Source organism: Hymenobacter sp. UYP22, from assembly GCF_040547285.1.
Taxonomy (GTDB): domain Bacteria; phylum Bacteroidota; class Bacteroidia; order Cytophagales; family Hymenobacteraceae; genus Hymenobacter.
Genome location: NZ_JBEPPK010000013.1, coordinates 86,030 through 109,648 on the forward strand (window position 1 = coordinate 86,030; position 23,619 = coordinate 109,648).

Sequence of the window (23,619 nt, forward strand, 5' to 3'; positions counted from 1 at the left end):
TGGCGACCTTACAATGCTTACCGACGACGTTACAAGGGCCGCCGTGGGAGTTGCGAAAGGCCGGGCGGTAGCCGCCGGTACGGGGTGTAGAGACGCGTATTCGCGTCTCGGCGCGTGCTGAGGTTGTTTATCAGGCACCTACCTTGGTGACGCACACACTGGCCAGCACCCGGCGCGGGCTGAGGCGTTTGCCGGAACGCCAAGCGGCGCTACCGCTGAGACGCGAATACGCGTCTCTACATCCGTTGAGTTGGTGGAACGCTGGGCCGGGCTTGCCGCCGTGGCCGCTGCTAACGGCTGATTGCGCCAACATTAGAACATCATGCTGAACGGAGCCGAAGCATGACGTTCTACAATAGCAACACGACGTTCTATGACAATTGAGTAGCTGACGCTGACGGCTGCGGGTGTCCGAGCACGACAACCGGCCCGACGGCTTGCAGCCACCGGACCGGAATGTTTCAGCTAACCGGGCTGGCGGGCTAATCGGGAGCAGTGTTCAGGTCGGCGGGCTTGTTTTTGTTGATGGAGACGAACACGCCCAGAAACAGCATGCGGGGCGCGGCGGGCGTAACGGCGGTGCGGCCCACAGAGCCATCGGGGGCGGCCAGGCTGGCGTAGCGGTAGCCGTACACATTCTCGCGGCCCAGTACATTGCTCACCGAGGCATACACGATGGTGAACTGGCCCCAGAGGCGGGTAAGGTAGCTGGCGTTCAGGCTCACATCCTGGTAACTGGGGAGGCGGCCCTGGTTGTAGCCAGTCTGGGTGGGATTATGGTAGCGGCGGGGGCTGCCGTAGCTGGCCGTGAAGCCCACCTGCGTGTGCAGTTGCTGCAGCCAGTATTTGCCCACTATGCTCAGGTTGTGGCGGGCCGCGAAGGTGGGCACGGCCAGCACGGGGTCCTGGCGGGCCTGGCGGCGGGTATCCAGTAGGCCGTAGCTGATCCAGTAGTCGGTGTTGCGCAGGGTTTTCCGGTCGCGCCAGTACAGGTCGAGGCCGCGGGCGTAGCCGGTGCCGGTGCTGCGGTAGGCCTGGGGGTTGAGGGGCTGAGCGGCATCGTACACAGTGAGGTGCTGGTAGGCTTTGTGGTAGGCTTCCAGGCGCAGGGTGCGGTTCTGGTGGCTGTACTGGTAGCTGAGCATGGCGTGGCGGGCGCGCTCAAAGCGCAACTCCCGGCTCACCCGCAGCAGGTCGTTGGCGGGCGTCTGGTAGAACAGCCCGTAGGCTCCCGACACGGTGCCGTTTTCACTGGCCTGCCAGGCCAGGGCCAGGCGCGGGGCCGCGTTCCAGCGCCCCAGCACCCGGGAGTACTCGGCCCGGCTGCCGACCCGGGCAGCCAGCCGGTCGGCAAGGCGAATTTCGGCTTCGGCAAAGGTGGCGGCGCGCTGCTCCCGGAAGTTGCCGGCCGCCCACACGGGCTCCTCACTGGTGGCCTGGAAGGTGCGCCGGTACTGCTGGGCGAGCAATTCAGTGCCCAGCTTTAGGCTCCAGCGCGTGCCGGCCGAGTCGTTGGTGAGTACCAGTCGGGCCACGGCGCTTTCTTCCACCTCCCTGAGCCGGGCCGCGTCGGGGCGCACCTGGTTATCGTCGCGGGTGAGGGCGGCCCCGGTGTTCAGGCTCCAGCCCCGGCGCAGGGGGCTGCGGAAGCTGGCATTGAGGTAGCCGTTGCCGTTGCGCAGGCCCACGGCTTGCTCGGTAGCCAGGGTGGCATCGGGCTGACGCAACGCCAGGCTTTGCTGCTGCCACACCCCGTACACTTTCAGCATACCGGCCTGCCCGGTGCGGTGACGCACGCTCAAAGAGCCCGCCAGCGCCTGCGGGGCCTGCTGCCAGCCAAAATTCTGGGGTACGAGGCCGTAGTAGGGTTGCAGGTTGGTGTAGTCGGCAGTAACGGCCACGGAGGTCCGCTCCCAGCGCCGCACCCGGCTCAGGCTCCCGCCCACCGACATCAGGCTGACGCCGGTCTGGGTTTCGGGGGCCAAATCGGTGGTATTGAGCTGCACCACGGCGCTTAGGGCCTGGCCGAACTCGGCGGAGTAGCCCCCGGTGCTGAATACGGTACCCTTAAACAAAAAGGGCGAGAAGCGGCCCCGGGCTGGCACGCTGGGCACCGAGCCCCCGTAGGGCGTCTGCACGGGTAGGCCGTCGAGGTAGGTTTTGGTTTCGCCGGCGGCCCCGCCCCGCACAAACAGCTTGCCCTCCTCGCCCACGCGGGTGGTGCCGGGCAGGGCGTTGAGGGCCCCGGCCACGTCGCCCAAAGCCCCGGCGGTGGTTACAATATCGAGGGGGCGCAGCACGGCCCCGCGCTTTTCGTCGCTGGCCTCAAAGGCCCCGGCCGTGATGGTAACGCCGCCCAACTGGTGATGGTCGGTGCGGAGGCGTAGCTGCATAGCGGCAGGGCTGCTGGCGGTCAGGTTCAGGGGCACGGTAAGGGTCTGGAAACCTAGCAAACTAAGCTGCAGAGTGGCGGCCCCGGTCTGGGTAGTTTCAAACCGAAACGCGCCCACCGAGTCAGTAACGGCCCCATCAAATGTGCCCGGCACAAACACGTTGACGCCGGGTAAGGGTTGGTGCCGCTCGTCCTGAACGGTGCCCTGAAGCAGGCGGGTGGCTACGGTTTGGGCCTGGGCAGCCGGAAGGCTGGCCAGCAGGCCCAGCAACAGCAGGAAGTAGAGCGGTTTCATAGCGGCAGCAGCGAAGTGATGCTCAAAAGTGGACCGCCGCCGAACCCGCTGAAACTCGCCGTTACCGAAGCGTCAGATTACCCGGATGAAGTGTTGGCCCGCTTATTCGGCCTGGGTTTCCGGCTCCGTCACCCCTATCATCACCCCAAAGTCGCCATCCGTTTGTTGCCAGCCCTGGGCGGGCAGGTAAGTGCGCGACACGAAGCCGTCCAGGTACAGGGCGTTGCGGCACCCCAACTCCTGGAACTGCTGCGCCAGCTCGTAAAACGTGACCTTCTGCCGCGACATCACCCACACCACCCGCCCATCGGGCAGCACGCCCACCCCGTTTCGGATGTGGCGGTTGCCGGACTGCTCGCGAAACGCCGGGTGCATCTGCCCGTTCGTTATCAGCATGGGCCCCGACTGCGTGGCATAGTGCACCTGCCGCACGCGGGCGAATGAGTCGGTGGGGCACACGCCGGCCCGCTGCTGCCGGGTGAGGTAGAAAACGCTGTTGGGCTTGAGGTAGAAGTTGCCCCGGCCGCTACCAGTATCCAATGGCGTGCGCACCTGTTCGTTTTCGATGAACAGCCCGACCGGCACATTTCCCGTTTGGTACATGCCCCCATTGCAGGCAAATAGCAGACGCTGCCCCCGCTGCTGTAGCCAACCGTGCAGGCGGCCCAGGCTGCGCAAGGGCTGCCCGGTCTCATCCTGCCAGTAGAGGGCCACGGTCTGGCGGGCGGGGTCGGCGGTGTAGGTCAGGAAGCGGGTTGCGGTGGCCGGCTGCTCCGGAGTGGCCGGGGAAGTGCAGGCACTGAGCAGGCCCAATATGGCTAACGCCCACATTGCGCAGCCCGCCAGTGTAGGGCGCATTAGATAGCGGAGGTGCGGTACATTACATCGGTGCGCAGCACGTACTTCACGCCTTGCGTTACCTCACTGCCGGCGTGGTACAGGTTGTGCAGAAATACCAGTGCCATTCCTTGTTTGGGCTGTATGTGAAGCTTCTGGAAGGTAGTAGCTCCGCCCTGAAAATTATCGTTGAGGTAAATCATAAAAGTGTAGTAGCTAGCTTCAACCTCGTTGCGCACATAGCTCTCATCAAAGTGCCCTTTGAACTGGTGGCCCCGCTGGTAGCGGTAAAACCGGAACAACTCGTTGAGCCCCACCGCCTGACTGTTACCGAGTTGGGTCGGTAAAAATGGCTGCACTTTCTCCCACATCACTTGGGCCAACTCCTCGTTTTTGTAGAATGCCCGGTTATTGTTCCGAACCCCGGTATGCACCCGGGAGCCGCTGGCAGTATTCACTTTGGCCAGTTCATACCCGATATTTTCGCTTAAGACAAGATAATCCAGGCACTCTTTGCGAGTCAGAAAATCCTCGATAGTGAAGATAGAGTCGGTAATCTGCGTCAGTCTCATCAAGAAAGTATAGCTAAAAAATAGAAGAGGGAAGTGTTACGCGTTTGCCACAGGCAGCGTGAGCCAGAACGTGGTACCCTCTCCCACCCCCGACGCTACCTGCAAGGTACCCTGGTGGCCGTTCACTACGATATCGTGGGCCAGGGAGAGGCCCAGGCCGGTACCCTCGCCCACGGGCTTAGTGGTGAAGAAGGGCTCGAAGATGCGCTGTTGTACCTCGGAGCTCATGCCGGCCCCATTGTCCTGCACCCACACCTGCAGCTGCCCGTCGGGCAGGCGGCGGCTCCCGGTTTCCACCGTGGGCACGTAGCCGGCGGCGGCCGTGAGCTGGCGTTGGCGCACCGCGTGCAGGGCGTTGGTGCACAGGTTGAGCAGCACCCGGCTCAGGTCGGCCGCCACTACTGCTACCTCGGGCAAGTTGGCTTCGAAGGTGGTGCGCAGCTCGGCCTTAAACCCCGGAAACTGCTGCTGTACGGCCCCGTAAGCCAGGTGCAGGTTTTCCTGGGCCAGTTGGTTGAGGTTGGTAAGCTGGCGGGGCTGCTGGCCGGTGCGGGCGTGCTCCAGCATACCCTTAATAATGGCCGTGGCCCGCTGCCCGTGCTGACTGATGTTTTGCAGATTCTGCTTAAGGCCATCCAGGATTTCCCGCTCCAGCCGCCCGTCGCGGGCCAGTTGCTGGGCCCCGTTGATTTCATCGACCAGCGTGGTGCTTACCTCGGCGAAGCGTTTTACAAAGCTCAGGGGGTTTTGCAGCTCGTGGGCTACGCCGGCCGTCAGCTCCCCCAGAAACGCCATTTTCTCGCGCTGCACCAACATTAGCTGGGCCTCTTTCAACTCAGCCAGGGAGGTTTGCAGGGCGGCGTTGGTGTGCTGCTGCTGCCGGTCGTGGCGCACTAGCAGGCCCAGCAGCAGCAGCAAGCCCCCTACCCCGGCCAGCAGGCCGTAGGTTTGGTACCGGTTGCGCAGGGCTTGCTGGGCGGCTTCGGCCTGCTGGTCGCGCTGGCGCTGCTGGTAGTCCACGTTTTGCAGACGCATCACCTTTTCCTGCCCAAACAGCGTGTCTTTCATGGCCACCAGCATTTTTTGGTAGCGGAAGGCACTGTCCAGCTGCCGGCGCTGCTCAAACTCCTGGGTGAGCACCACGCTGGCGTTGAGCACCCCCCGCAGAAACCCATTGGCGCGGGCGGCCTGCTCACCCAGGCGGGCGTAGTAAATGCTGGAATCGGGCTGATTGAGCTGCTGATACAAGGCGGCCATGCCCAGGTAGGAGAAGTTGAGGCTGCGCAAATGCCGCCGCCGCTTCGACTCGGCCACGCTGCGGCGGTAGTAGCTGAGGGCTTCAGGGAAGCGGGCCCGCTTGCGGGCCACGTTGCCCAACCCGTACAGAATGTAGTTAGTGGAAGCGTGCAGGCGCTGGGCCAGGGCGTAGGCCTGCTCCTGGTAGTACGCCGCCGAATCTACCTGATTGTACAAGTCATAAGCCAGCCCGATATTGCTCAAATCCACCACTATGCGCCGCTCATCCCCCAGCAGGCTATCTAGCCGTAAGCCCCGGAAATAGTAGGATAAGCCCAGTTGCCGGTCACGCAAATACACGTAAATAATACCGATGCTGCGCATATTTTGGGCCTGCAGGGCGGTGTCGCCCACTTGCTCGGCCAGGTGCAGGGAAGTTTGAAACAGCTCCAGTGCCCGGGCCAAATTGCTTTCCCGCAACGCGGCACCCAGGCGGTTCAAAGCGGCTCCTTCGCCCCGGCGGTTGTGGGTGCGGCGGGCCAGGGCCAGGGCGCGGCGGGAGTAGCGGGCCGCGGCTTCCGTGTCAGAGGCCCATAGCTGGTCGCTGATGCGGCACAGCAGCTGAATGCGGCTGCTGTCGGTTTGGGGCTGCTGCTCCAGGGCCTGTAGGCTGTCGAGGGTGGAATGCCACAGCGGTTGGCGCGCCTGGGCCGGGGCCAGCAGCGGCAGCAGTGCCAGCAGTAGAAGCAGGCAGCTTGTATGGAAAACCAGACGGGGAGAAGCAGGCGGTGTGTAGGGCACAGGGCGGGTGTTCGGAATGCCCGCTTCGTGGGAATCGGCAGCGGAGCAGTCTACAAATATCCATTAAAAAACCTGAATCTTTGTGGCCCTGTCTGCGGGCTTCGGCCTGTCCGGTTAACCCGTTGTTTCGCCTCTCTTTCACCTTGTTTGCCCGCATGCATCCCTCTCCTCCGGCTTCTTCGCCAACACCGGCCGCGCTGGTTACTGTCCTGCTTGCCTTCGTAGAGGAAATTGGCCTTGTGGTGCAGCAGGAGCATATTGAGCAAGCCTGCTTTCTGCCGGGGCTGCTCCTGCGCCAGGGCCAGTTGGTGGTAGACCACCACCGGCTACTTTACCCCGGCGACATTCTGCACGAAGCGGGCCACCTGGCCGTTACGGCCGCGGCTGAGCGCCCCACGGTAGGCGGCAACATCACCGAGAACCATCCGGAGAAAGAAGGTGAGGAACTGGCCGTATTGGCCTGGACCTATGCCGCCTGCCGCCATGTGGGCCTGCCAGCAGCCGTGGTGTTTCACCCGGATGGCTACAAAAACCAGAGCCAGTGGCTGGTTGAGCAGTATGAAACCGGCCACTACCTGGGCCTCCCGCTGCTGGTTTGGATGGGCCTGACCACGACGGCCGACTTCCCGCACATGCACCGCTGGCTGCGGGCCTAGCTTAAGCCCGGGAGGTGGGCAATCCGGCGGGCTTCCGGTAGCTTTGCAGCGGCCGCCAGCTGGCGGCCGTGGCTAACTCTGCACTTACTTATGACGACTCTGACCTGGCACCTCAAGCCCTTCACCGACCTCACCACCCCGGAATTGTACGCGCTGCTGCAGCTGCGCTCCGAAGTGTTTGTGGTGGAGCAAACCTGTCCGTTTCAGGATATGGACGGCCAGGACCAGGCCGCGTATCACTTGCTGGGCTACTCCCCTGATGGGGAGCTGGCGGCATATTCCCGGCTATTCGGGGCGGGCGTTACCTACCCAGAGGCCAGCATCGGGCGCGTAGTCACCAGCCCCCGCCACCGCCGGGGTGGGGCCGGCCGGGCCCTGCTGCACGAGTCCATTGCGGCCCTGGAGCGCCTATTCGGTCAACAGCCCATCCAGATTGGGGCTCAGCACTACTTGCAGACCTTCTACGAAAGCTTCGGGTTTGTGCAAGAGGGGCCCGGCTACCTGGAAGATGGAATTCCCCACATTCATATGCTGCGGCCCTAGCGCCCGGCGGGCCTGTTGGTTCAGCTTTGTCCAGTACTCGATGCGAGCAGAGGATGCACCATTATCGGTGCCCGGTGGGATGAAACTCTTCTGAGCTTACTGCGTATGCTCAAGGTTTTCAATCCGGGTAGCAGCTTCCGACCAAGTGCTGCCACCGCTAACCGGCAACTGGCCGACTTGCTTACCCGTGGCAATACGTACTTTTGCCATTCTACCCCGTCCTCTTACTCTCTTACGTCTACCCCCTGTTGCTATGTCCTTTTCCGCTTTCCCAGTTGATTATCAGCGGCTGTTTCGGGCGCTACCGGATAACTTCCTGCTGATTGCCCCCGACGCGGATGCCACCATCGTTGACAACACGGACAGCCACGTAACAGTATCGCTCAAGAGCCGGGAGGCAGCCGTGGGTAAGCCATTCTTTGAAGCATTTCCGGCTACCGATGAGGAGTCGGCCCGCATTATCCGCGAGTCGCACGAGCATGTGCGCCGCCACCGGGAGGCTCACACCATGCCCCTGATTCGCTATGACCTGCCGGACCCGGCCGCTGAGGGCGGTTTGCAGGAGCTGTACTGGGAAGCTACGCACTACCCTATTCTCAGTGAAAACGGGGAGCTGGAATTTATTCTGCAACGCACCCAGGACGTAACGGAGCGCCACCTCTCTGAGCTGCGCAGCCAGCAAATGCAGCAGGCCCTGGATGAGCAGAACGAGCGGACCCGTTTTATTCTGGAGTCGTTGCCGGTGATGATCTGGACGGCCACGCCCAGCGGTGAGCGGGACTTTTTCAACTCGCGCTGGCTGCAGTTTACGGGCCGCCCCCAGGAGGAGCAGATGGGCTGGGACTGGCTCAGCCACCTGCACCCCGACGACCAGGAGCGGGTACGCACCACCTGGCAAGCCAGCGTCGATACCGCCCAGCCCTATCAGGTGGAGTACCGCTTGCGCCGCCACGATGGGCAGTACCGCTGGGTGCTGGTGCGGGCTCTGCCCCGCCTCTCATCCGAGGGCGACTTGCTGATGTGGGTAGGCTGCGGCACCGATATTCATGACCAGAAACAGATGGTGCAGGAGCTGCTGGAGCAAAACGAGCAGCAGGCCCTCCTCTCCGACCAAGCCTACGAGGCCTTCCAGCGGGTGCAGCAACAGCGCGAAACGTTCTTCAACCTGTTCATGCACACGCCGGCCATGATTTGCATGCTGCGCGGACCGCAACACCACTACGAGTTCGTCAACCCCGAGTACCAACGCCTGTTTCCGGGCCGGCAGCTACTAGGGCATACAGTAGCGGATGCGTTGCCAGAACTGGCGGGCCAGGGTATTATGGACTTGCTCGACAACGTGTACACCACGGGTCAGCCATTCATCGGGGAAGAAATACGCGTCGACTTGCACAACCAGGCCGGGCAGCTCCAGGCCCGGTACTTCAACTTCACCTATCAGCGGATCGAGGAAAGCGGGCAAGAGCCCGGTATTTACGTGTTTGCCTACGATGTCACGGACTTGTTGCAAGCGCGGCAAAAGCTCGAAACCCCTGGCCCGGATGCACAGTAGCCCTATCCTTTTTCTCACAGCCGGCTTTCGGGCCTTACCCCGCTTGGCATGGAGTTGAACAGCCTTGATTTTCAGCAGGCCCGCATCAAGCAGGTGCTGTTCAAGTCGCGGCTGCGCTCCGTGCTGTACGGCGTGCGGGAGCCCGACCCCAGCCTGTTTTCCATGGCCGATAACCCGCTGGGCGTGTGGTTAAAGGCTACGGTGAAGCCCCACTACGGCACCACGCTTCCGTATCAGCGGCTGGAGCAGGAGTTGCAGCGCATGCTCACTACCGGGCAGGGCTTGGTGCAGCAGTACCAGAAAGGGCAGCTGGAGGAATCGAGGGCGGGCCTGGAGCGGCTGGACGCCCACGCCGCCCGCATTGAGAATTTACTGCAGGATCTGGAGCAACTGGTATAGGGCGCGGCGTTGTACTTTGGAGCCATGAAACGCTCCTTCTTACTGCTGGCCCTTAGCTTGGGGCTGACGCCGCTGGTTGCTCCGGCCCAGACAATTCCCGCTAAAGTCACCAAAGCTCTTCGTCAGGTTCAGCCCACTGACCTAAAGGCTCATATTCAATACCTGGCCGATGACCGGCTGCTGGGCCGCAAGCCCGGCACCCCCGGCTACCAACTGGCCGTCGACTACGTAACCACTCAGCTAAAAGCCTTTGGGGTGCAGCCCGCAGGCGAAAACGGCGGGTTTACGCAGCTGGTACGGCTACGCCGCGCCACCGTGCAACCGGGCGCTACGGTTACCTATCAGCCAGCGGGAGGCAGCCTGGTACTGCCCCCCACCGAAGTGCACCTGTACCCTCACCCCGAGCAACCCCGGATGCAGCTGGCTCCCAGCGGCCTGGCTTTTGCCGGCTACGGCATTTCCGCCCCCGACCAGGGCTACGACGACTACCAGAACCTGGATGTGCGGGGCAAAGTGGTGGTGATTGTGCGCGGTGCCCCCCGCCGGTTTCCCAGCACCGTAGCCGCCGCCAGCCAAGACCAGACCCTGCTGGTGCAAACCGCTGCCCAGCACGGGGCCGTGGGCGTTTTGTTTGCCAGTGCGCGCCCAGCGCCGGCCTCGGCCTCAGTTGCGGCGGCACGGCCGCTGTCTACTACCAGCGTGCTGGGCTCCGATAGCCGCGTGGCAGCGGCCCGGGGCTTTATCAGCGGCTCCGGGGTGCAGCTGACGGGCACGCTTTCAGCCGCCGGACTCCAGGCCCTACTGCTCAACTCCGCCTCCGATACGGCCACCGTGCTCAGCCGTCTGCGCCAGGGCCAGCCGGCTGCTACCACCCTGCGCGGCACGCTGGCAGCTAACTGGCAGTCGGGGTATCAGGATATAGACTCGTACAACGTGGTAGGCAAAATCACGGGCTCCGATGCCACCCTGCGCAATGAGTACGTGGTGCACTCCGCCCACCTCGACCATTTGGGCGTGGGCGCACCGGTAAAGGGCGACTCCATTTACAACGGGGCCCATGATAATGCTTCGGGAGTGGCCTCGGTGCTGGAAATTGCCCGGCTGTACTCCCGCCTCAAGCAGAAGCCCAAACGCAGCATTCTGCTGGTACTGCAAACCGGCGAGGAGCTGGGTTTGCTGGGTTCGGCCTATTTCGCGGCCCGGCCTCCGGTACCCAAAGCCAGCCTCGTAGCCGACATCAATACCGATATGCCCACCATCATTGCCCCGCTGCTGTCGGTGGTGCCGCTGGGGGCTCAGCACTCCAGCCTGGCCCAGCCCGTGGCCGAAGCGGCCCGCTACCTCAACCTGACCGTGGAGGAAGACCCCGAGCCCGAGCAAAACCGCTTTATCCGCTCCGACCAGTACAGCTTCGTGGCCCAGGGAATACCGGCCCTGCACATCAAGTACGGCAACCGCACCCCCGACGGCAAAAACAACCTGGCCGAGCAGGTGCAGAAGTGGCGGGCCGCAACCTACCACAAGCCGCAGGATGATAGCAACGGCATCTTCGATTTCGAAGCCGGCAGCCAATACGTGCGGCTCAACTTCCTTATTGGCTACCTGGTGGCCCAAAACCCCCAGCGCCCCACCTGGAACCCCGGCGACTTTTTTGGGCAGCGGTTTGCTAAGCCCTAGCCCCAAACTGCCATTCCTGCACTAAAAAGGCATGAATAGTGAAAATACAATTTTTAATAGCCGGTTTTCCCGCAAATTTCCCGAATATTATGCCTGAACACTACCGGCCGCTTTCGAGCGGCCGGTAGTGCTTATTTACCTGGGCAGCGCCGCGTTTGCGCCCTTGTTTCTGGTCCGCTTTGCTATGATCATCTACGGCTACCGTTCCTCCCATTTGCTAACTGAGCCCGTAGCCGGCGAGTGCAGCGCCTGCTCCGCACCCAACGCGTTGCGCATGAGTGTGTTCGGGCGCTACGCCCACCTGTACTGGATTCCGCTGCTGGCCATTGGCAAAGTGGGGGCCTCGGAATGCGGGCATTGCCGGCAGGTGCTTCAGCCCAAGGAAATGAGTGCTTCCCTGCGTCAGGTGTTTCAGCAGCTGAAAGCCCGCGCCCAAGCGCCGCTCTGGCACTTCGCCGGCCTGGGTGCATTGGTGGTGCTGGCTGGCTGGCTGCTGGTACACAATAGCAACAACCAGCGCGACAACCAGGCATTTGTGAGCACGCCGCACCGGGGCGACCTGTACCATGTGCGCACCAATAACGGCCACTACTCCCTGTGGAAGGTGCAGGACGTGACCGGCAACGCCGTGCGGCTACTGGCCAACAACTACGAAATCGACAACGAAACCAAAGTGCAGGAGCTGAACCGGCCCGAGAACTTTGCCGCCGACCCGTTGGAACTTACCCGCTATGATTTGAAAATCATGCTGGAGAAACAGGAGATAGTGGACGTAGAGCGCCCCGAACTCGGCGCGGTGGTCAAGCGGTAGAAACCAGCCGCCTAAAAATCACCCCACTCGGCCAACCCTTCCTGCCGTTCCCGCTGAATCCGCTGTACAATGACGCTGTCGGGAGCGGTACCGACCAGAATGGCCGTGCCCTGCTCCCGGGCGTAGGGGTTGCGCACCTCACCTACGCGGCAGAAGGAACGAAAGTGTGCCGTCAGGTTGTCGGGCTCGTCATCAATCAGCAGCACGTAGTGCCAGGGCTGCGGGGGAATCTGGCTTTGCCAGAACAAGTAGCTGCCATTGAAGCTGTGGGCGGCGGGTATGGGCCGGTGGCGGTTGTAGTAGTTGAGCGCCCCGGCCTGCCCGTAGTTGGCCGCCAGAATAAGCGTGCGGGCGCGGGTGGCAGCCGGCAGGGCCTGGTAGGCAGCCCAGGTTTTATCAGCCAGCTCCTGCCAGCCCAGCATATCGGCAAAGTCCTGGGGTAGGGCATGGTCGCGGCCATCTTCCCACCGGAATGCCCCCGTACTCTGGTAGCGCCCTCTCAGTGCCTGCAGGCGGGCCGGGGGCTCCAGGGTAAACAGCAGCGGCAGCACGGGCAGGCACAGCGCGAGGGTAGCCAGCAGCAAAACCGGCCGCAGCACCCGCCCCGCCCGAGGTAAGCGGCACAGCGCAGCTTCCCACCACACGGCCCCAGCCGCCAGTAGCACGGGGTAATAGCCCAGCGCGTAGTAGCTTTTGCCGTGCAGCACCGTAAGCAGCAGCAGCCCCCCGCCGTACACCAGCCCCACCACCCGATACGGGCGCAACGGACCAACCAGCAAGGCCAGCAGCCCGGCCAGCCACACCCATGCACCGGGGAAGTTCATCACCAGCTGATCCTTCCAAAAATCGGCCACCGATACATTGACCAGCTGGGTTTCCCGAAGCAGCTCCATATGGTGCAGAAACGGGAGGCCGTGCCGCAGTTGCCACAGCAGGTTGGGCAGCCACAGCAACAGCGCCAGCCCGGCGCCCAGCCAAAGGCCCTTAGTGACCAAGGCTCGCCGCAGGGGGGTGAGCAGCACGGCTACACCCACAGCCGCAATAAAAAACAGCGCCGAGTATTTGTTGAGCAGCGCCAGGCCCAGCACCCCGCCCATAATAACCCACCAGTGCGGGCGGCTATCCTGCTGGTAACGGATAAGCAGGTAGCACACCAGCGTGAAGGCGAAAACCTCAAAGGAGTTGGGCTGAAACAGGAAGTTGAGCCGGGCATAGGCCCCCACTAGGTAGCACGCGCCCGCCAGCGCCACGGCCCACGCGCCGCCCCCCAGGCGCTGGGCCGTGCGCCCCACTAGGTATATGGTGAGGCTGCCCCAGAGTATAGGCCAGAATTTCACCCAGAACCAACCGCCGCCCAGCGCCAGGGTAACCCAACTTTGCAGGGCCGTGAGCGGCGGCACCTCCAGGTAGCCCCAGGCCAGGTGGCGGCCGTAGTCGAGGTAGAGGTACTCGTCGCGGTGGAGCTCATAAACGGAACTGGCCAGCAGCAGGCTACTGCTACACTTCAGCAAGGCCAGCAGCAGGGGCAGGAGGCGGGACGGCTTCATAGCGCCAATATAGCTGCGGCCTGATATACCACCTACAGCTTCTCGGGTAGCCGGATGGCGCTCAGGTACTCATGCAACCCATCGGGGTGCTGAAACAAGTGAATGAACAGAATAGATTCTTGCTCCCATTCCCGCCATTCTTCGGCGTAGAAGTCGCCCAGGGCAAACAGCCGCAGCCGGAAACTATCCTGCCGCCGCTCGGCCAGCAGGTGGCCGTGCTGGTGCAGGTGCCGGGCCTGCCGATGCATATGTAGCTGCTTAAACTCCGCGTATTTCATCTTCCTGGTTCCCCACAACCCCAAGATACGCCGCCGGGTTTCCCGGAACAGTCATGGCGGGGGTATGAAGCGCCACGTTGGGCCGGCGCTTACCTTCGCGGGATGAAAACGATACGCTTTCCGCACCCGCTGGTGCTTATGGTGGGGTTTATTCTGCTGGCCTGCTTGCTGAGCTACCTGCTGCCGGCCGGGGTGTTTGAGCGCCACCCCGATGCTGCCACTGGCCGCGACGTGGTGGTGGCTGGCTCCTACCACCGGGTGGCCGCCACGCCCGTTAGCCCCCTGCAGGCCCTGGTAGATATTCCGCGCGGACTCATTGATGCGGCTTCCGTGATTTTCCTGGTGTTTCTGGCTGGGGGCGCGTTTACGGTGGTCGACCTCACCGGGGCCCTGCGCCAGGGCGTCGACTGGCTGCTGGCCAAGTTTCGGGGCCGGGAGGCCGTGGTCATTCCCATTATTTCGGTGCTGTTTGCCACCATGGGGGCCCTGGAGAACATGCAGGAGGAAATTGTGCCGCTAGTGCCCGTGCTACTTATCCTGATGCGGCGCATCGGCTACCCCACCCTCACGGCGGCGGCCGTCAGCATTGGGTCGGCGGCCGTGGGCGCGGCCTTCAGTCCGCTCAACCCGTTTCAGGTGGGCATTGCCCAGAAGCTGGCCCAGCTGCCGCTGCTTTCGGGGGGCGGGTTCCGGCTGGTGTTCCTGCTGCTGGCCCTTACCATCTGGATTGGGGGCACCGTACGCTACGCCCTGCGCCACCGCGTGCAGCCCGAAACCACCGAAGCCGCCGACCCGGGCGCAGCGGCACCGGGCCGCAACCACGGCCTAGTGCTCCTGCTGCTGTTCAGCGGCTTCGCCTTCTTCGCTTACGGCGTGCTGAAGCTGGGCTGGGAGTTTGAGCAGATGGCGGCGCTGTTCTTCGGCCTGGGCGTGGTGGCCGGCCTCGTGGGTGGGCTGGGCCTCAGCGGCACGGCCGAGGGCTTTATTGCGGGCTTCCGGGATATTGCCTTTTCGGCTTTACTGATTGGGTTTGCCCGCGCCATTTTCGTGGTGCTGGAGCAGGGCCAGATTGTGGATACCATCGTCAACAGCCTCTCGGCGCCACTGGCTGGGCTGCCCGCCTGGACGGCCGCTTTGGGCATGATGGGCGTGCACACGGCCCTGCACCTCCCAGTGCCCAGCGTGAGCGGGCAGGCCGTGCTGACCATGCCTTTGCTGGTACCCCTCTCCGACCTCATCGGCCTTTCCCGCCAGGTTACGGTGCTGGCCTACCAGTACGGGGCCGGCCTCTGCGAACTGATAACGCCCACCAACGGCGCCCTCATGGCCATTGTGGCGGCCTGTGGAGTGCGCTTTGATGAGTGGTGGAAGTTTGTGCTGCCCCTGTACCTGCTGCTGCTGGCCCTGGGCGCCGCAGCCGTGGTAGTAGGTATTGCAGTGGGAATTTAGGCGTACGCCTAAAGAAAAAAGAAAGAAGTCAACACTGCTCTGTCATGCTGAGTAGTGTTGACTTCTTCCTTTTTGTCTTTGACTTTCTTTACTCCTTACTGAAACCCCAGCTCGTTAGCCTCAAATACGCGTTTGATTTTGCGTTTTTTCTCCACCAGCTGAAACTGAAAGGTATCGGCGGCTTCGTTGTAGTACACGTCAGAAATCAGGCCCTCGTGGGCCGGCTGGTCAGTGGCGGGGTCCGTTTCCACCACCAAGTCGCCGAAGCTGAAAGGTGGCTTCACGTAGAGTTCCTTAAACAGCTCCCGGCTCACTTTAAACTGCTGCTCATCGTAGCGCAGCAATATCCAGTCGTCGGTTTCATCAATCTTCTCGAACACCTTGCCCATGGGCTCCAGCCACTCAAAGGTGCGGCGGTTGGCAGGGTGAATGTAGCGCAGCCCGTACTCGGGCGTCCAGGAATACAGGCCGTAAACAACAGGTTTGGGACGTGGCACTCGGCAGAAAAGTAAGCGGGTTGTGTTGAAAAGCAACAGGCCAGGGCCGGTGAGGGTTCCGCACCTTCGCGGGGCCCCACAAGCGTGGTTGTGCGCCCCGAAGGTGCGGAATTATTGAAATATCGGAAGATGCTGACGCGGCGGCGAGTCTGCCGGAAATGGAGGCGCTGCTCAGGGCCTAGTAGCGGCGGCCGTTTCCGTTGTCTGAGCTAACGGTAAGCAGCAGGGCACAACTTTACTGATTTAGATCCAGTAAAGAGCCCTGACTGTTGACCTTTCGCGCTGTCTTTCTTCCACAACGAATGCCTGAAATTACGACTACTTCCGCGCCTGCAGTGCTCCAAAGCGGAATGGGTGCTATTCCGCACGAGCACGGCACTACCTTCCGGGTGTGGGCCCCGGCTGCCACGGCGGTGGCCTTGGTAGGCCCCTTCAACGAGTGGAACCCCACTGCCCATCCGCTTACCCACGAAGCTGATGGCTACTGGGCGGCCGACTTCACGGACCTCGGCCCCGGTACCGAATATAAATTTCACCTGACTACGCCCACCGGCGAGCTGACCAAGAACGACCCTTACGCCCGGGAGGTAACGCACTCGGCCGGCAACTCGGTGGTGCACGACCCGCATTTCGACTGGGAAGCGGAGCCGTTTCAGATGCCGGCCTGGAATGAGCTGGTGGTGTATGAGCTGCACATTGGCACTTTCCACGCCCCCGACCCGGCTCGGCCCGGCACCTTCTACGATGCCATTGAGAAGCTGGACCACTTGGTGGAACTGGGCATCAATGCCGTAGAAATTATGCCCGCCACCGAGTTTCCGGGCAGCCTGAGCTGGGGCTATAATCCGGCCCACCCCTTCGCCATCGAAATTGACTACGGCGGACCTACTGCCTTTAAGGAATTCATCAAGCAGGCCCACCAGCGTGGTATTGCCGTTATTTTGGATGTGGTGTACAACCACTTCGGGCCCGGCGACCTGGATCTGTGGCAGTTTGACGGCTGGCAGGAAAACGACGGCGGTGGCATCTACTTCTACAACGACTGGCGGGCCGAAACGCCCTGGGGCCATAACCGCCCCGATTACGGCCGCGAGGCCGTGCGCCGCTATATCCGCGACAATGCCTTGATGTGGCTGGAAGATTTCCGGGTAGACGGCCTGCGCTGCGACGCCATTGCCCACATTCGCAACGTGGATGGTACCACCGACCCTAGCCGCGACCTGCCCGATGGCTGGAGCCTGATGAAGTGGATCAACGAGGAAATCCGGGAGCGGATGCCCTGGAAAATTACCATTGCCGAGGACCTGATGGGCAATGAGTACATCACTAAAAGCCCCGAGGAAGATGGGCAAGGATTCTCCTCGCAGTGGGATGCCCGCTTTGTGTACCCCGTGCGCGACGCGCTGGTAACGCCTGAAGATGCAGACCGCAATATGTTTGCCGTGGCCGAGGCTGTGCAGGCCCGCTACAACGGCGACGCCTTCCAGCGCGTGGTATACACCGAAAGTCACGACGAAGTAGCCAATGGCAAGGCCCGCGTAACCGAGGAAATCATGCCCGGCAACGCGGCCTCCTGGTTTCCCAAAAAACGCTCCACTCTGGGCGCAGCTTTGGTATTCACCGTGCCCGGCATTCCCATGATTTTTCAGGGCCAGACGATGCTGGCCGATGGCTCCTTCTCCGACGACCAACCCCTGGACTGGAACCGCGCCGAGGAGCACGCTGGCCTGGGCCGCCTGTACCAGGATTTGATTCGGTTGCGGCGCAACCTCAATGGCAATACGCGCGGGCTGCTGGGCCAGTACGTGGAAGTGCATCACCTCAACAACGAGGACAAGATTCTGGCCTACATCCGCCGTGACCAGGGCGGCCCCGGCGACACCACCGTGGTACTCTGCAACTTCGCCGACCGTGCCCACCCCAACTACACCATTGGCCTGCCCCGCAGTGGCAACTGGCGCGTGCGCTTCAATTCCGACTGGGAAGGCTACGACCGTGAGTTCGGCAACTTTGAGAGTGTGGATTCGCAGGCGGAGGATGGCGTGTACGACGACCAGCCCTTCCACGGCACGTTTGGCCTGGCGCCCTACTCGGTCCTCATTATTTCCCAGGATCCGCAGTAACTACGGCGCGTTCGGCTGCATCTGGCGGCGTTTCACGGAGGAGCTTCGAGCCGTCCGCGAAACGCCGCTTTTTCTTGCCCTCCGCCGTCGGAAACTGCGGGAGGCCGTATATCTTGCCGATACTCCCATCCGTACCCCCATTTTTCATGCAAGTTCCCTTACCCACGCCCGAGCCCATGGCTCCTGATGCTCTACTGGTTGAAGCTGCCTGGGAAGTCTGCAACCAGGTAGGCGGCATCTATACCGTTATCCGCAGCAAAGTGCCCGCCACCGTGCAGGTCTGGGATGAGCGGTACTGCCTGCTGGGGCCCTACTTCGCCCACCAGGCCCAGGGCGAGTTTGAGCCTTATGACGATTACCAGCTAGCCAACCTATCGGACCCGTTTGCCGGCGCCGTGCGCGAAATGCGCCGCCAGGGCTACGATGTGTGCATGGGCATTTGGCTGGTAACGGGCCGGCCCCGGGTGGTACTCATCAATCCCTACCAGGCCTACCCCCGCCTGGGCCAGATCAAGGCCGACCTGTGGCAGCACTACCACATTCCTACCCCCGACAACGACGACCTGCTGCACCAGGTAGTAGCGTTTGGGGAGTTGGCCAAGGTGTTTCTGCAGATTCTGGCCGCTGAAGTAGCACCGCCCCAGCAACTCATTGCCCACTTTCATGAGTGGATGACGGGCGTAGCCATTCCGGCCCTACGCCGCGAGCGGGTGCCCGTGCACGTGGTGTTCACCACCCACGCCACCCTGCTGGGCCGCTACCTGGCCATGAACGACCCCAACTTCTACGACCACCTTATGCAGGTGGACTGGCAAACGGAGGCCCGGCACTTCAACATTGAGCCGGCCGTAACTATGGAGCGCGCCGCTGCCCACGGCTCCCACGTGTTTACTACCGTGAGTGAGCTAACGGTACGGGAATGCATTTATCTGCTCGACCGGATTCCGGATGCGGTGCTGCCCAACGGCCTCAACATTGAGCGGTTTGTGGCCCTGCACGAGTTTCAGAACCTGCACCAGCAGTACAAGAGTAAGATTCACGAGTTTGTGATGGCGCACTTTTTCCAGTCGTACTCCTTCGACCTAGACAAGACGCTCTACCTGTTCACCTCGGGCCGCTACGAATACCACAACAAGGGTTTCGACCTGACCCTGGAGGCGCTGGCCCGCCTCAACTACCGCCTGCAGCAAAGCGGGCTGGAAGGTAACGTGGTCATGTTCTTTATCACCAAGCGGCCCTTCCACAGCATCAACCCCCAGGTGCTGCAAAGCCGGGCCGTGCTGGAGGAGGTGCAGGCCACCTGCGAGGCCATTGAGCAGCAGGTGGGTGAGCGGCTGTTCTATGCCGCCGCCGCCAGCACCGACCACCGCCTGCCCGACCTGAGCAGCATGGTGGATGACTACTGGAAGCTGCGCTACCGCCGTCTGCTGCAAACCTGGAAAACCACCAGCTTGCCCCCCGTCATCACCCACAACCTGGTGGATGATGCCCAGGACGATATCCTCAACTTCCTGCGCCGCTCCAACCTGGTCAACAACCAGCACGACCGGGTGAAAATCGTGTACCACCCCGATTTCGTGGCCCCCACCTCCCCCCTGTTCGGCATGGAGTACGGGCAGTTTGTGCGCGGTTGTCACCTGGGCATTTTCCCGAGCTACTATGAGCCCTGGGGCTACACCCCGCTGGAGTGCGTGGCCCGGGGCGTACCCGCCGTCACCAGCGACCTGTCCGGCTTCGGCGACTACGTAATGCAAAACGTGCCCAACCACGAGGAAAAGGGCATTTTTGTGGTGCAGCGTCAGGAAAAAAGCTTCGATGAGGCCGCTGAGGAACTCACCGATATGCTCTGGGACTTTGTGCAGATGAATCGCCGGGAGCGAATTATGCAGCGCAACAACGTGGAAAGCTCCGCCGAGATATACGACTGGAAAAACCTGCGCGTGTATTACGACCGGGCCTACCAACTGGCGCTGGAACGGCACTAATACTGGGTAAGCTCTTGATAGTGGAATGCGTGGCTCTGCGGCAGGGTACTGATACTGCGCCGCAGAACCACGCATTTCTATTACCGCAGCAGTGCATCAAGGCAGTGCGTAAATCATTCAGTTATCCGTTTAAGTTGCCAGTTACCCGTTGCTATGACCTCCCGCAATCTGTTCATCATTATTATAAAAGTTATTGGCCTGCTCACGCTCAAGGAAATATTGGTAGCCATTGCGCAGTTGGTTTCTACTTCCCTCTCTTACTTGTCGGGTGGGGCTGAAATAGTGCTGGTCCTGGTGCTGGCCACGGTAGCCGTGGGACTGTTTGCGGTGGTGCCTTATTTCTGCCTGTTTCGGGCCACTTGGCTCGTGGATAAGCTCCGGCTGGTAGAGGATATTGACCAAAGCACGCTGCCCCTGAATATGCACCGCTCCACTGTGCTCAGCATTGCCATTCTTGTGGTGGGCGGCTTGCTGCTGATGCACGAGGTGCCCTACCTTGGCCTGTTGCTGCTGCGGTTGTCGCAGGAGCGCCGCGCCGATATTACCGACCCCGATATCACGCCGCTGGTACTGTCGGTTGCTAAAATTATCATCGGGTTGCTGCTCATCAACAAGCAGCGCCAATTGGTGAGTCTCATTGAGCTCAAGCGCAAACAATAGGGTAATGCTCCGCCGATACGCACTGCTCATACCGCTGTCTGCCGTGGCCGTTTCAGCCCTGGCTGGGCAGTTCTGGCTGAAGCCAGCCCGGTTTTGGGTGCAGCCGGGCCAAAGCGTGCATATCCGACGGCTCACCGGTGAGCATTTGCAGGGTGCTGCCTGGGCGGGTACCAGCCGCCGCGTTACGGGTTTCTGGCACTGTGCGCCGGGCCAGCCAGTAACCAATTTGCTGCCTGCCGTTACGGCCGCCGATACGCTGCAGACCACCATTCGGCTGGCTCAGCCCGGCACGCATTTGCTGGCTTTAGTTACCGATAACGCCTTCGTTACCTTCTCTGCCTCCAATTTTGCGGCCTACTTGCAACAAGAAGGGCTTGACTACGCAGCGGCCCGCCGCTCCCTGGTCGGCGACACAGTGCAGCCGGTGCGGGAAGCCTACCGCCGCTGCGCCAAAACCCTGGTACAGGCCGGCCCGGCGTTGCCGCGTGATACCGCCCGGGCCTGGGGCCGGGTGCTGGGGCTGCCTCTGGAGCTGGTGCCCGAGCAAAACCCGTATACCCTGCTACCGGGGGCAGCTTTTACGGTGCGGGTGCTACGGGCCGGCCAGCCGGTAGCCGGGCAACAGGTAGTACTCTGGCAGCGCGGCAATGGGGTAATTTCCGTTATTGGCCGACTTCGCAGTAACCAAAACGGCCGAATTCTGTTTCGTTTATCGGGGGCGGGTGAGTACCTTGCCGGCACTGTGCGTATGGAGCCCGCCCCCAAGGGTATTTCCGCCGACTGGCACAGCACCTGGAGTACGTTAAGTTTCGGCCTGGCAGACAAGAAACAGCGGTAGTTGGCTGTTTCTGGCTGCTTTTGTGCCGTTCACCAAAGCCTCACGTCCCAATCGTTTTTTTGTTACCTTCGCAACTCCCGTAACCACCGAATAACCTGCGGTATGAAGTACTCCATCGATAAAAAAGAAACCTACACGATTATTACGATTGACGAGAAAAAGCTCGACACTACTGTTGCGCCGGATCTGAAGTCGGAATTCGTGAAGCTAAATGCCGAGGGCATCAATAACCTGATTCTGGACCTGAGCAACGTTAAGTATACCGACTCATCGGGATTGAGCTCCATCCTGATTGCCAACCGCCTCTGCAACTCCACGGGTGGCTTGCTGGTGCTAACGGGCCTCCAGGACCACGTAATGAAACTGGTGACCATCAGCAAGCTGGAATCGGTTTTGCACATCCTGCCCACGGTGGAAGAAGGTATTGACCGGATTTTCCTGCACGCCATCGAGCGGGACCTGACCAGCAAGGAGTAATCTTCGCTACAAGCTATAAGCTGCAAGCTGCAAGTTTTTTCGTTCTGTTGGTTGGTGCCTCAGAACAAAGGCTTGCAGCTTGCAGCTTATAGCTTGTAGGCTTTTCTACCTATGGAGTTTGAGCTGAAAATTTTAGGCAGTGCTTCGGCCACCCCGTTCCTGGACCGCCACCACACGGCGCAGGTGCTCACGGCAGGCGGCGCCCAATACCTCATTGATTGCGGCGAGGGCACCCAGCGCCGGCTGATGGAGCAAAAAATCCGGCATCAGCGCATCCATACCATCTTCATCAGCCACCTGCACGGTGACCATTTTTTTGGCCTGTTTGGCTTGCTGGGCACCATGCACCTGAATGGCCGCACGGAGCCGTTGCGCTTGTTTGGCCCGCCCGGCCTGGATGAGGTGCTCACCATGCAGTTTCGGCACTCCCATACCCAACTCAGCTTCGAGCTGGATTTCACGCCGGTAGATACCACCCAGCACCGCCAGATTTTTGAGGACAAGAACCTGACCGTGCACACGCTGCCCATGCGTCACCGCATTCCATGCTGCGGCTACCTGTTCCGGGAGAAGCCCAAGCGCCGCCGCCTGCTGGCCGAGCGCCTGCCCGATGGCCTTACCCCGGCTCAGCTCTCAGCCCTCACCCTCGGCAATGACCTGTTGGATGATAATGGGCAAATGCTGGTGCGCAATGCCGACGTAACCACGGAGCCCAAGCGGGCCCGCAGCTACGCCTTCTGCTCCGATACCCTATACACCGAAAGCCTGGCCGATTTGGTACGCGGCGTGGATTTACTCTACCACGAAGCCACCTTCCTGGATGATATGCGCGAGCGGGCCGCCGTTACCCACCACTCCACGGCCCGGCAGGCGGGCCTGCTAGCCCGGCGGGCCGAGGCGCACCGACTGCTCATCGGGCACTTCAGTAGCCGCTACCGCGACTTGCAGCCCCTGCTGGCCGAGGCCAAAACCCAGTTTGAGTGGACGGAGCTGGCCGTGGAAGGCCTATCAGTAAGCCTGGCCGAGTAGCCAAACGTCATGCAGAGCCGAAGGCGAAGCATCTCGCGTGCTGACGTTGCTTCACTAGCCCAGGGTTTAAATCCTGGGCTAGTGAAGCAGTTATCATCCAACGATTTAACAACATCAGCACGCAAGATGCTCCGCAGCACTCTGCATGACGTCCGTTTCAGTACCCGAGGTTAGCCACTGATTCCCTCTTCTCCCCTCCTATGCCCCAACCTTTATCCCACAAAAAGCAGCAGTTGTACCTGGTGCTCAGCGGCATTTTCATCGTAAATGCGCTGCTGGCCGAAATTATTGGGGTGAAGATTTTCTCAGTGGATGCGCTAATGGGTCTGCCTGGCAACCTGACGGCGGGCGTACTTATCTGGCCGGTGGTGTTCGTCACCACCGACATTATCAATGAGTATTTCGGCAAGGAAGGCGTGCTGCGGGTGAGCTACCTCACGGTCGGTCTGATTCTGTTCGCCTTCCTGGTGATTTACGCCACTACCCTGTTGCCCCCGGCTGCCTTCTGGCTGGAGGCTAATGACACCGACGCCCAGGGCCGCCCCTTTGACGTGGATTTTGCTTACCGCAGTATTTTCCGCCAGGGGCTGGGCATTATTATGGGTTCCATCACGGCGTTCGGTATCGGGCAGCTGCTGGATGCTACCGTATTTCAGCTGCTACGCCGGGCTACTGGGGGCCGCTACGTGTGGCTGCGCGCCACTGGCTCCACGCTGGTTTCCCAGCTCGTCGATTCATTTGTGGTGCTGTTCGTGGCGTTTTACGTGTTTGGCAACTGGACGCTGGGGCAGGTGCTGAGCGTGGCCAATGCCAATTACTGGTATAAATTTGCCGCTGCCATCCTGCTCACGCCCGTGCTCTACCTCGCCCACTTCCTCATCGACCGGTACTTAGGCGACGAAGCCACTCAGGAGTTACAGCACGAAGCCGCCTCTGATGCGGCGGTCTAAGGAATTAACCAACTC

At 61.5% G+C, this 23,619-nt stretch carries 21 protein-coding genes; 14 read left to right on the forward strand and 7 right to left on the reverse strand.

Annotated features, from left to right (window positions below):
• Positions 1-482 precede the first annotated feature (482 nt).
• The 4 genes from ABIB60_RS17680 to ABIB60_RS17695 form a co-directional block, all read right to left on the reverse strand.
• Positions 483-2,687 (reverse strand): TonB-dependent receptor, encoded by a 2,205-nt coding sequence (locus ABIB60_RS17680; protein ID WP_354581795.1) that lies wholly within the window; start codon positions 2,685-2,687, stop codon positions 483-485.
• Between the two features lie 102 nt (positions 2,688-2,789).
• Entirely contained in the window at positions 2,790-3,545 is a 756-nt protein-coding gene (locus ABIB60_RS17685) for a phosphodiester glycosidase family protein (RefSeq protein WP_354581797.1), read from the reverse strand.
• Positions 3,545-4,096 (reverse strand): 2OG-Fe(II) oxygenase, encoded by a 552-nt coding sequence (locus ABIB60_RS17690; RefSeq protein ID WP_354581798.1) that lies wholly within the window; start codon positions 4,094-4,096, stop codon positions 3,545-3,547. Before ABIB60_RS17690 ends, ABIB60_RS17685 begins: the two co-directional genes overlap by 1 nt.
• 36 nt (positions 4,097-4,132) lie before the next feature.
• A complete protein-coding gene (locus ABIB60_RS17695; RefSeq protein WP_354581799.1) occupies positions 4,133-6,133 on the reverse strand; it encodes an ATP-binding protein in 2,001 nt (666 codons plus the stop codon).
• A gap of 155 nt (positions 6,134-6,288) precedes the next feature.
• Between ABIB60_RS17695 and ABIB60_RS17700 the strand changes: the two genes are divergently transcribed.
• From ABIB60_RS17700 to ABIB60_RS17725, 6 genes are all read left to right on the forward strand, one after another.
• Entirely contained in the window at positions 6,289-6,789 is a 501-nt protein-coding gene (locus ABIB60_RS17700) for a hypothetical protein (RefSeq protein ID WP_354581800.1), read from the forward strand.
• A gap of 90 nt (positions 6,790-6,879) precedes the next feature.
• A complete protein-coding gene (locus ABIB60_RS17705; protein ID WP_354581802.1) occupies positions 6,880-7,332 on the forward strand; it encodes a GNAT family N-acetyltransferase in 453 nt (150 codons plus the stop codon).
• 253 nt (positions 7,333-7,585) lie between these two features.
• On the forward strand, positions 7,586-8,884 hold the full coding sequence (locus ABIB60_RS17710) for a PAS domain-containing protein (RefSeq protein WP_354581804.1): 1,299 nt from the start codon (positions 7,586-7,588) through the stop codon (positions 8,882-8,884).
• Positions 8,885-8,932: 48 nt separating this feature from the next.
• The gene (locus tag ABIB60_RS17715; protein WP_354581806.1) at positions 8,933-9,283 is read left to right on the forward strand and encodes a hypothetical protein; all 351 of its coding nucleotides are present in this window, start codon (positions 8,933-8,935) and stop codon (positions 9,281-9,283) included.
• Between the two features lie 24 nt (positions 9,284-9,307).
• Positions 9,308-10,960 carry a M28 family peptidase gene (locus ABIB60_RS17720; RefSeq protein WP_354581808.1) on the forward strand — a complete coding sequence of 551 codons (1,653 nt, stop codon included), beginning with the start codon at positions 9,308-9,310 and terminating at the stop codon, positions 10,958-10,960.
• A gap of 127 nt (positions 10,961-11,087) precedes the next feature.
• The gene (locus ABIB60_RS17725; protein ID WP_354581809.1) at positions 11,088-11,771 is read left to right on the forward strand and encodes a hypothetical protein; all 684 of its coding nucleotides are present in this window, start codon (positions 11,088-11,090) and stop codon (positions 11,769-11,771) included.
• An 11-nt stretch (positions 11,772-11,782) separates the two neighbouring features.
• On the opposite strand, the gene ABIB60_RS17730 is transcribed toward ABIB60_RS17725, so the two are convergent.
• Both ABIB60_RS17730 and ABIB60_RS17735 read right to left on the reverse strand, forming a co-directional pair.
• Positions 11,783-13,318 carry a glycosyltransferase family 39 protein gene (locus ABIB60_RS17730; RefSeq protein ID WP_354581811.1) on the reverse strand — a complete coding sequence of 512 codons (1,536 nt, stop codon included), beginning with the start codon at positions 13,316-13,318 and terminating at the stop codon, positions 11,783-11,785.
• A gap of 32 nt (positions 13,319-13,350) precedes the next feature.
• A complete protein-coding gene (locus ABIB60_RS17735; protein ID WP_354581813.1) occupies positions 13,351-13,566 on the reverse strand; it encodes a hypothetical protein in 216 nt (71 codons plus the stop codon).
• A gap of 132 nt (positions 13,567-13,698) precedes the next feature.
• Here ABIB60_RS17735 and ABIB60_RS17740 point away from each other — a divergent pair, with 132 nt between their 5' ends.
• The gene (locus ABIB60_RS17740; protein ID WP_354581815.1) at positions 13,699-15,045 is read left to right on the forward strand and encodes a YfcC family protein; all 1,347 of its coding nucleotides are present in this window, start codon (positions 13,699-13,701) and stop codon (positions 15,043-15,045) included.
• A gap of 95 nt (positions 15,046-15,140) precedes the next feature.
• Here the strand turns inward: ABIB60_RS17740 and ABIB60_RS17745 are convergent, their stop codons facing one another.
• Positions 15,141-15,542, reverse strand: coding sequence for a DUF6960 family protein (locus tag ABIB60_RS17745; RefSeq protein WP_354581817.1), 402 nt, complete (start codon positions 15,540-15,542; stop codon positions 15,141-15,143).
• A gap of 302 nt (positions 15,543-15,844) precedes the next feature.
• On the opposite strand from ABIB60_RS17745, the gene ABIB60_RS17750 reads away from it, so the two are divergent.
• From ABIB60_RS17750 to ABIB60_RS17780, 7 genes are all read left to right on the forward strand, one after another.
• On the forward strand, positions 15,845-17,665 hold the full coding sequence (locus ABIB60_RS17750; RefSeq protein WP_354581819.1) for an alpha-amylase family glycosyl hydrolase: 1,821 nt from the start codon (positions 15,845-15,847) through the stop codon (positions 17,663-17,665).
• A 146-nt stretch (positions 17,666-17,811) separates the two neighbouring features.
• Complete coding sequence (locus tag ABIB60_RS17755) at positions 17,812-19,650, forward strand: glycosyltransferase (RefSeq protein WP_354581820.1); 1,839 nt, start codon at positions 17,812-17,814, stop codon at positions 19,648-19,650.
• 153 nt (positions 19,651-19,803) lie between these two features.
• The gene (locus tag ABIB60_RS17760) at positions 19,804-20,310 is read left to right on the forward strand and encodes a hypothetical protein (protein WP_354581822.1); all 507 of its coding nucleotides are present in this window, start codon (positions 19,804-19,806) and stop codon (positions 20,308-20,310) included.
• A 43-nt stretch (positions 20,311-20,353) separates the two neighbouring features.
• Entirely contained in the window at positions 20,354-21,148 is a 795-nt protein-coding gene (locus ABIB60_RS17765; RefSeq protein WP_354581823.1) for a DUF4198 domain-containing protein, read from the forward strand.
• Positions 21,149-21,250: 102 nt separating this feature from the next.
• On the forward strand, positions 21,251-21,625 hold the full coding sequence (locus ABIB60_RS17770; RefSeq protein ID WP_125431147.1) for an STAS domain-containing protein: 375 nt from the start codon (positions 21,251-21,253) through the stop codon (positions 21,623-21,625).
• A 111-nt stretch (positions 21,626-21,736) separates the two neighbouring features.
• Positions 21,737-22,654 (forward strand): ribonuclease Z, encoded by a 918-nt coding sequence (locus tag ABIB60_RS17775; RefSeq protein ID WP_354581825.1) that lies wholly within the window; start codon positions 21,737-21,739, stop codon positions 22,652-22,654.
• 200 nt (positions 22,655-22,854) lie between these two features.
• Positions 22,855-23,604 (forward strand): queuosine precursor transporter, encoded by a 750-nt coding sequence (locus tag ABIB60_RS17780; RefSeq protein WP_354581826.1) that lies wholly within the window; start codon positions 22,855-22,857, stop codon positions 23,602-23,604.
• Positions 23,605-23,619 lie beyond the last annotated feature (15 nt).

What these genes read in the sequence shown, in the direction of transcription:
- ABIB60_RS17755 (WP_354581820.1), top strand. Translation starts at nt 17,812, where the DNA reads ATGCAAGTTCCCTTACCCACGCCCGAGCCCATGGCTCCTGATGCTCTA.
- ABIB60_RS17730 (WP_354581811.1), bottom strand. Translation starts at nt 13,318, where the DNA reads ATGAAGCCGTCCCGCCTCCTGCCCCTGCTGCTGGCCTTGCTGAAGTGT.
- ABIB60_RS17770 (WP_125431147.1), top strand. Translation starts at nt 21,251, where the DNA reads ATGAAGTACTCCATCGATAAAAAAGAAACCTACACGATTATTACGATT.
- ABIB60_RS17780 (WP_354581826.1), top strand. Translation starts at nt 22,855, where the DNA reads ATGCCCCAACCTTTATCCCACAAAAAGCAGCAGTTGTACCTGGTGCTC.
- ABIB60_RS17715 (WP_354581806.1), top strand. Translation starts at nt 8,933, where the DNA reads ATGGAGTTGAACAGCCTTGATTTTCAGCAGGCCCGCATCAAGCAGGTG.
- ABIB60_RS17740 (WP_354581815.1), top strand. Translation starts at nt 13,699, where the DNA reads ATGAAAACGATACGCTTTCCGCACCCGCTGGTGCTTATGGTGGGGTTT.
- ABIB60_RS17750 (WP_354581819.1), top strand. Translation starts at nt 15,845, where the DNA reads ATGCCTGAAATTACGACTACTTCCGCGCCTGCAGTGCTCCAAAGCGGA.
- ABIB60_RS17735 (WP_354581813.1), bottom strand. Translation starts at nt 13,566, where the DNA reads ATGCATCGGCAGGCCCGGCACCTGCACCAGCACGGCCACCTGCTGGCC.
- ABIB60_RS17720 (WP_354581808.1), top strand. Translation starts at nt 9,308, where the DNA reads ATGAAACGCTCCTTCTTACTGCTGGCCCTTAGCTTGGGGCTGACGCCG.
- ABIB60_RS17710 (WP_354581804.1), top strand. Translation starts at nt 7,586, where the DNA reads ATGTCCTTTTCCGCTTTCCCAGTTGATTATCAGCGGCTGTTTCGGGCG.
- ABIB60_RS17685 (WP_354581797.1), bottom strand. Translation starts at nt 3,545, where the DNA reads ATGCGCCCTACACTGGCGGGCTGCGCAATGTGGGCGTTAGCCATATTG.
- ABIB60_RS17705 (WP_354581802.1), top strand. Translation starts at nt 6,880, where the DNA reads ATGACGACTCTGACCTGGCACCTCAAGCCCTTCACCGACCTCACCACC.
- ABIB60_RS17700 (WP_354581800.1), top strand. Translation starts at nt 6,289, where the DNA reads ATGCATCCCTCTCCTCCGGCTTCTTCGCCAACACCGGCCGCGCTGGTT.
- ABIB60_RS17760 (WP_354581822.1), top strand. Translation starts at nt 19,804, where the DNA reads ATGACCTCCCGCAATCTGTTCATCATTATTATAAAAGTTATTGGCCTG.
- ABIB60_RS17690 (WP_354581798.1), bottom strand. Translation starts at nt 4,096, where the DNA reads ATGAGACTGACGCAGATTACCGACTCTATCTTCACTATCGAGGATTTT.
- ABIB60_RS17680 (WP_354581795.1), bottom strand. Translation starts at nt 2,687, where the DNA reads ATGAAACCGCTCTACTTCCTGCTGTTGCTGGGCCTGCTGGCCAGCCTT.
- ABIB60_RS17775 (WP_354581825.1), top strand. Translation starts at nt 21,737, where the DNA reads ATGGAGTTTGAGCTGAAAATTTTAGGCAGTGCTTCGGCCACCCCGTTC.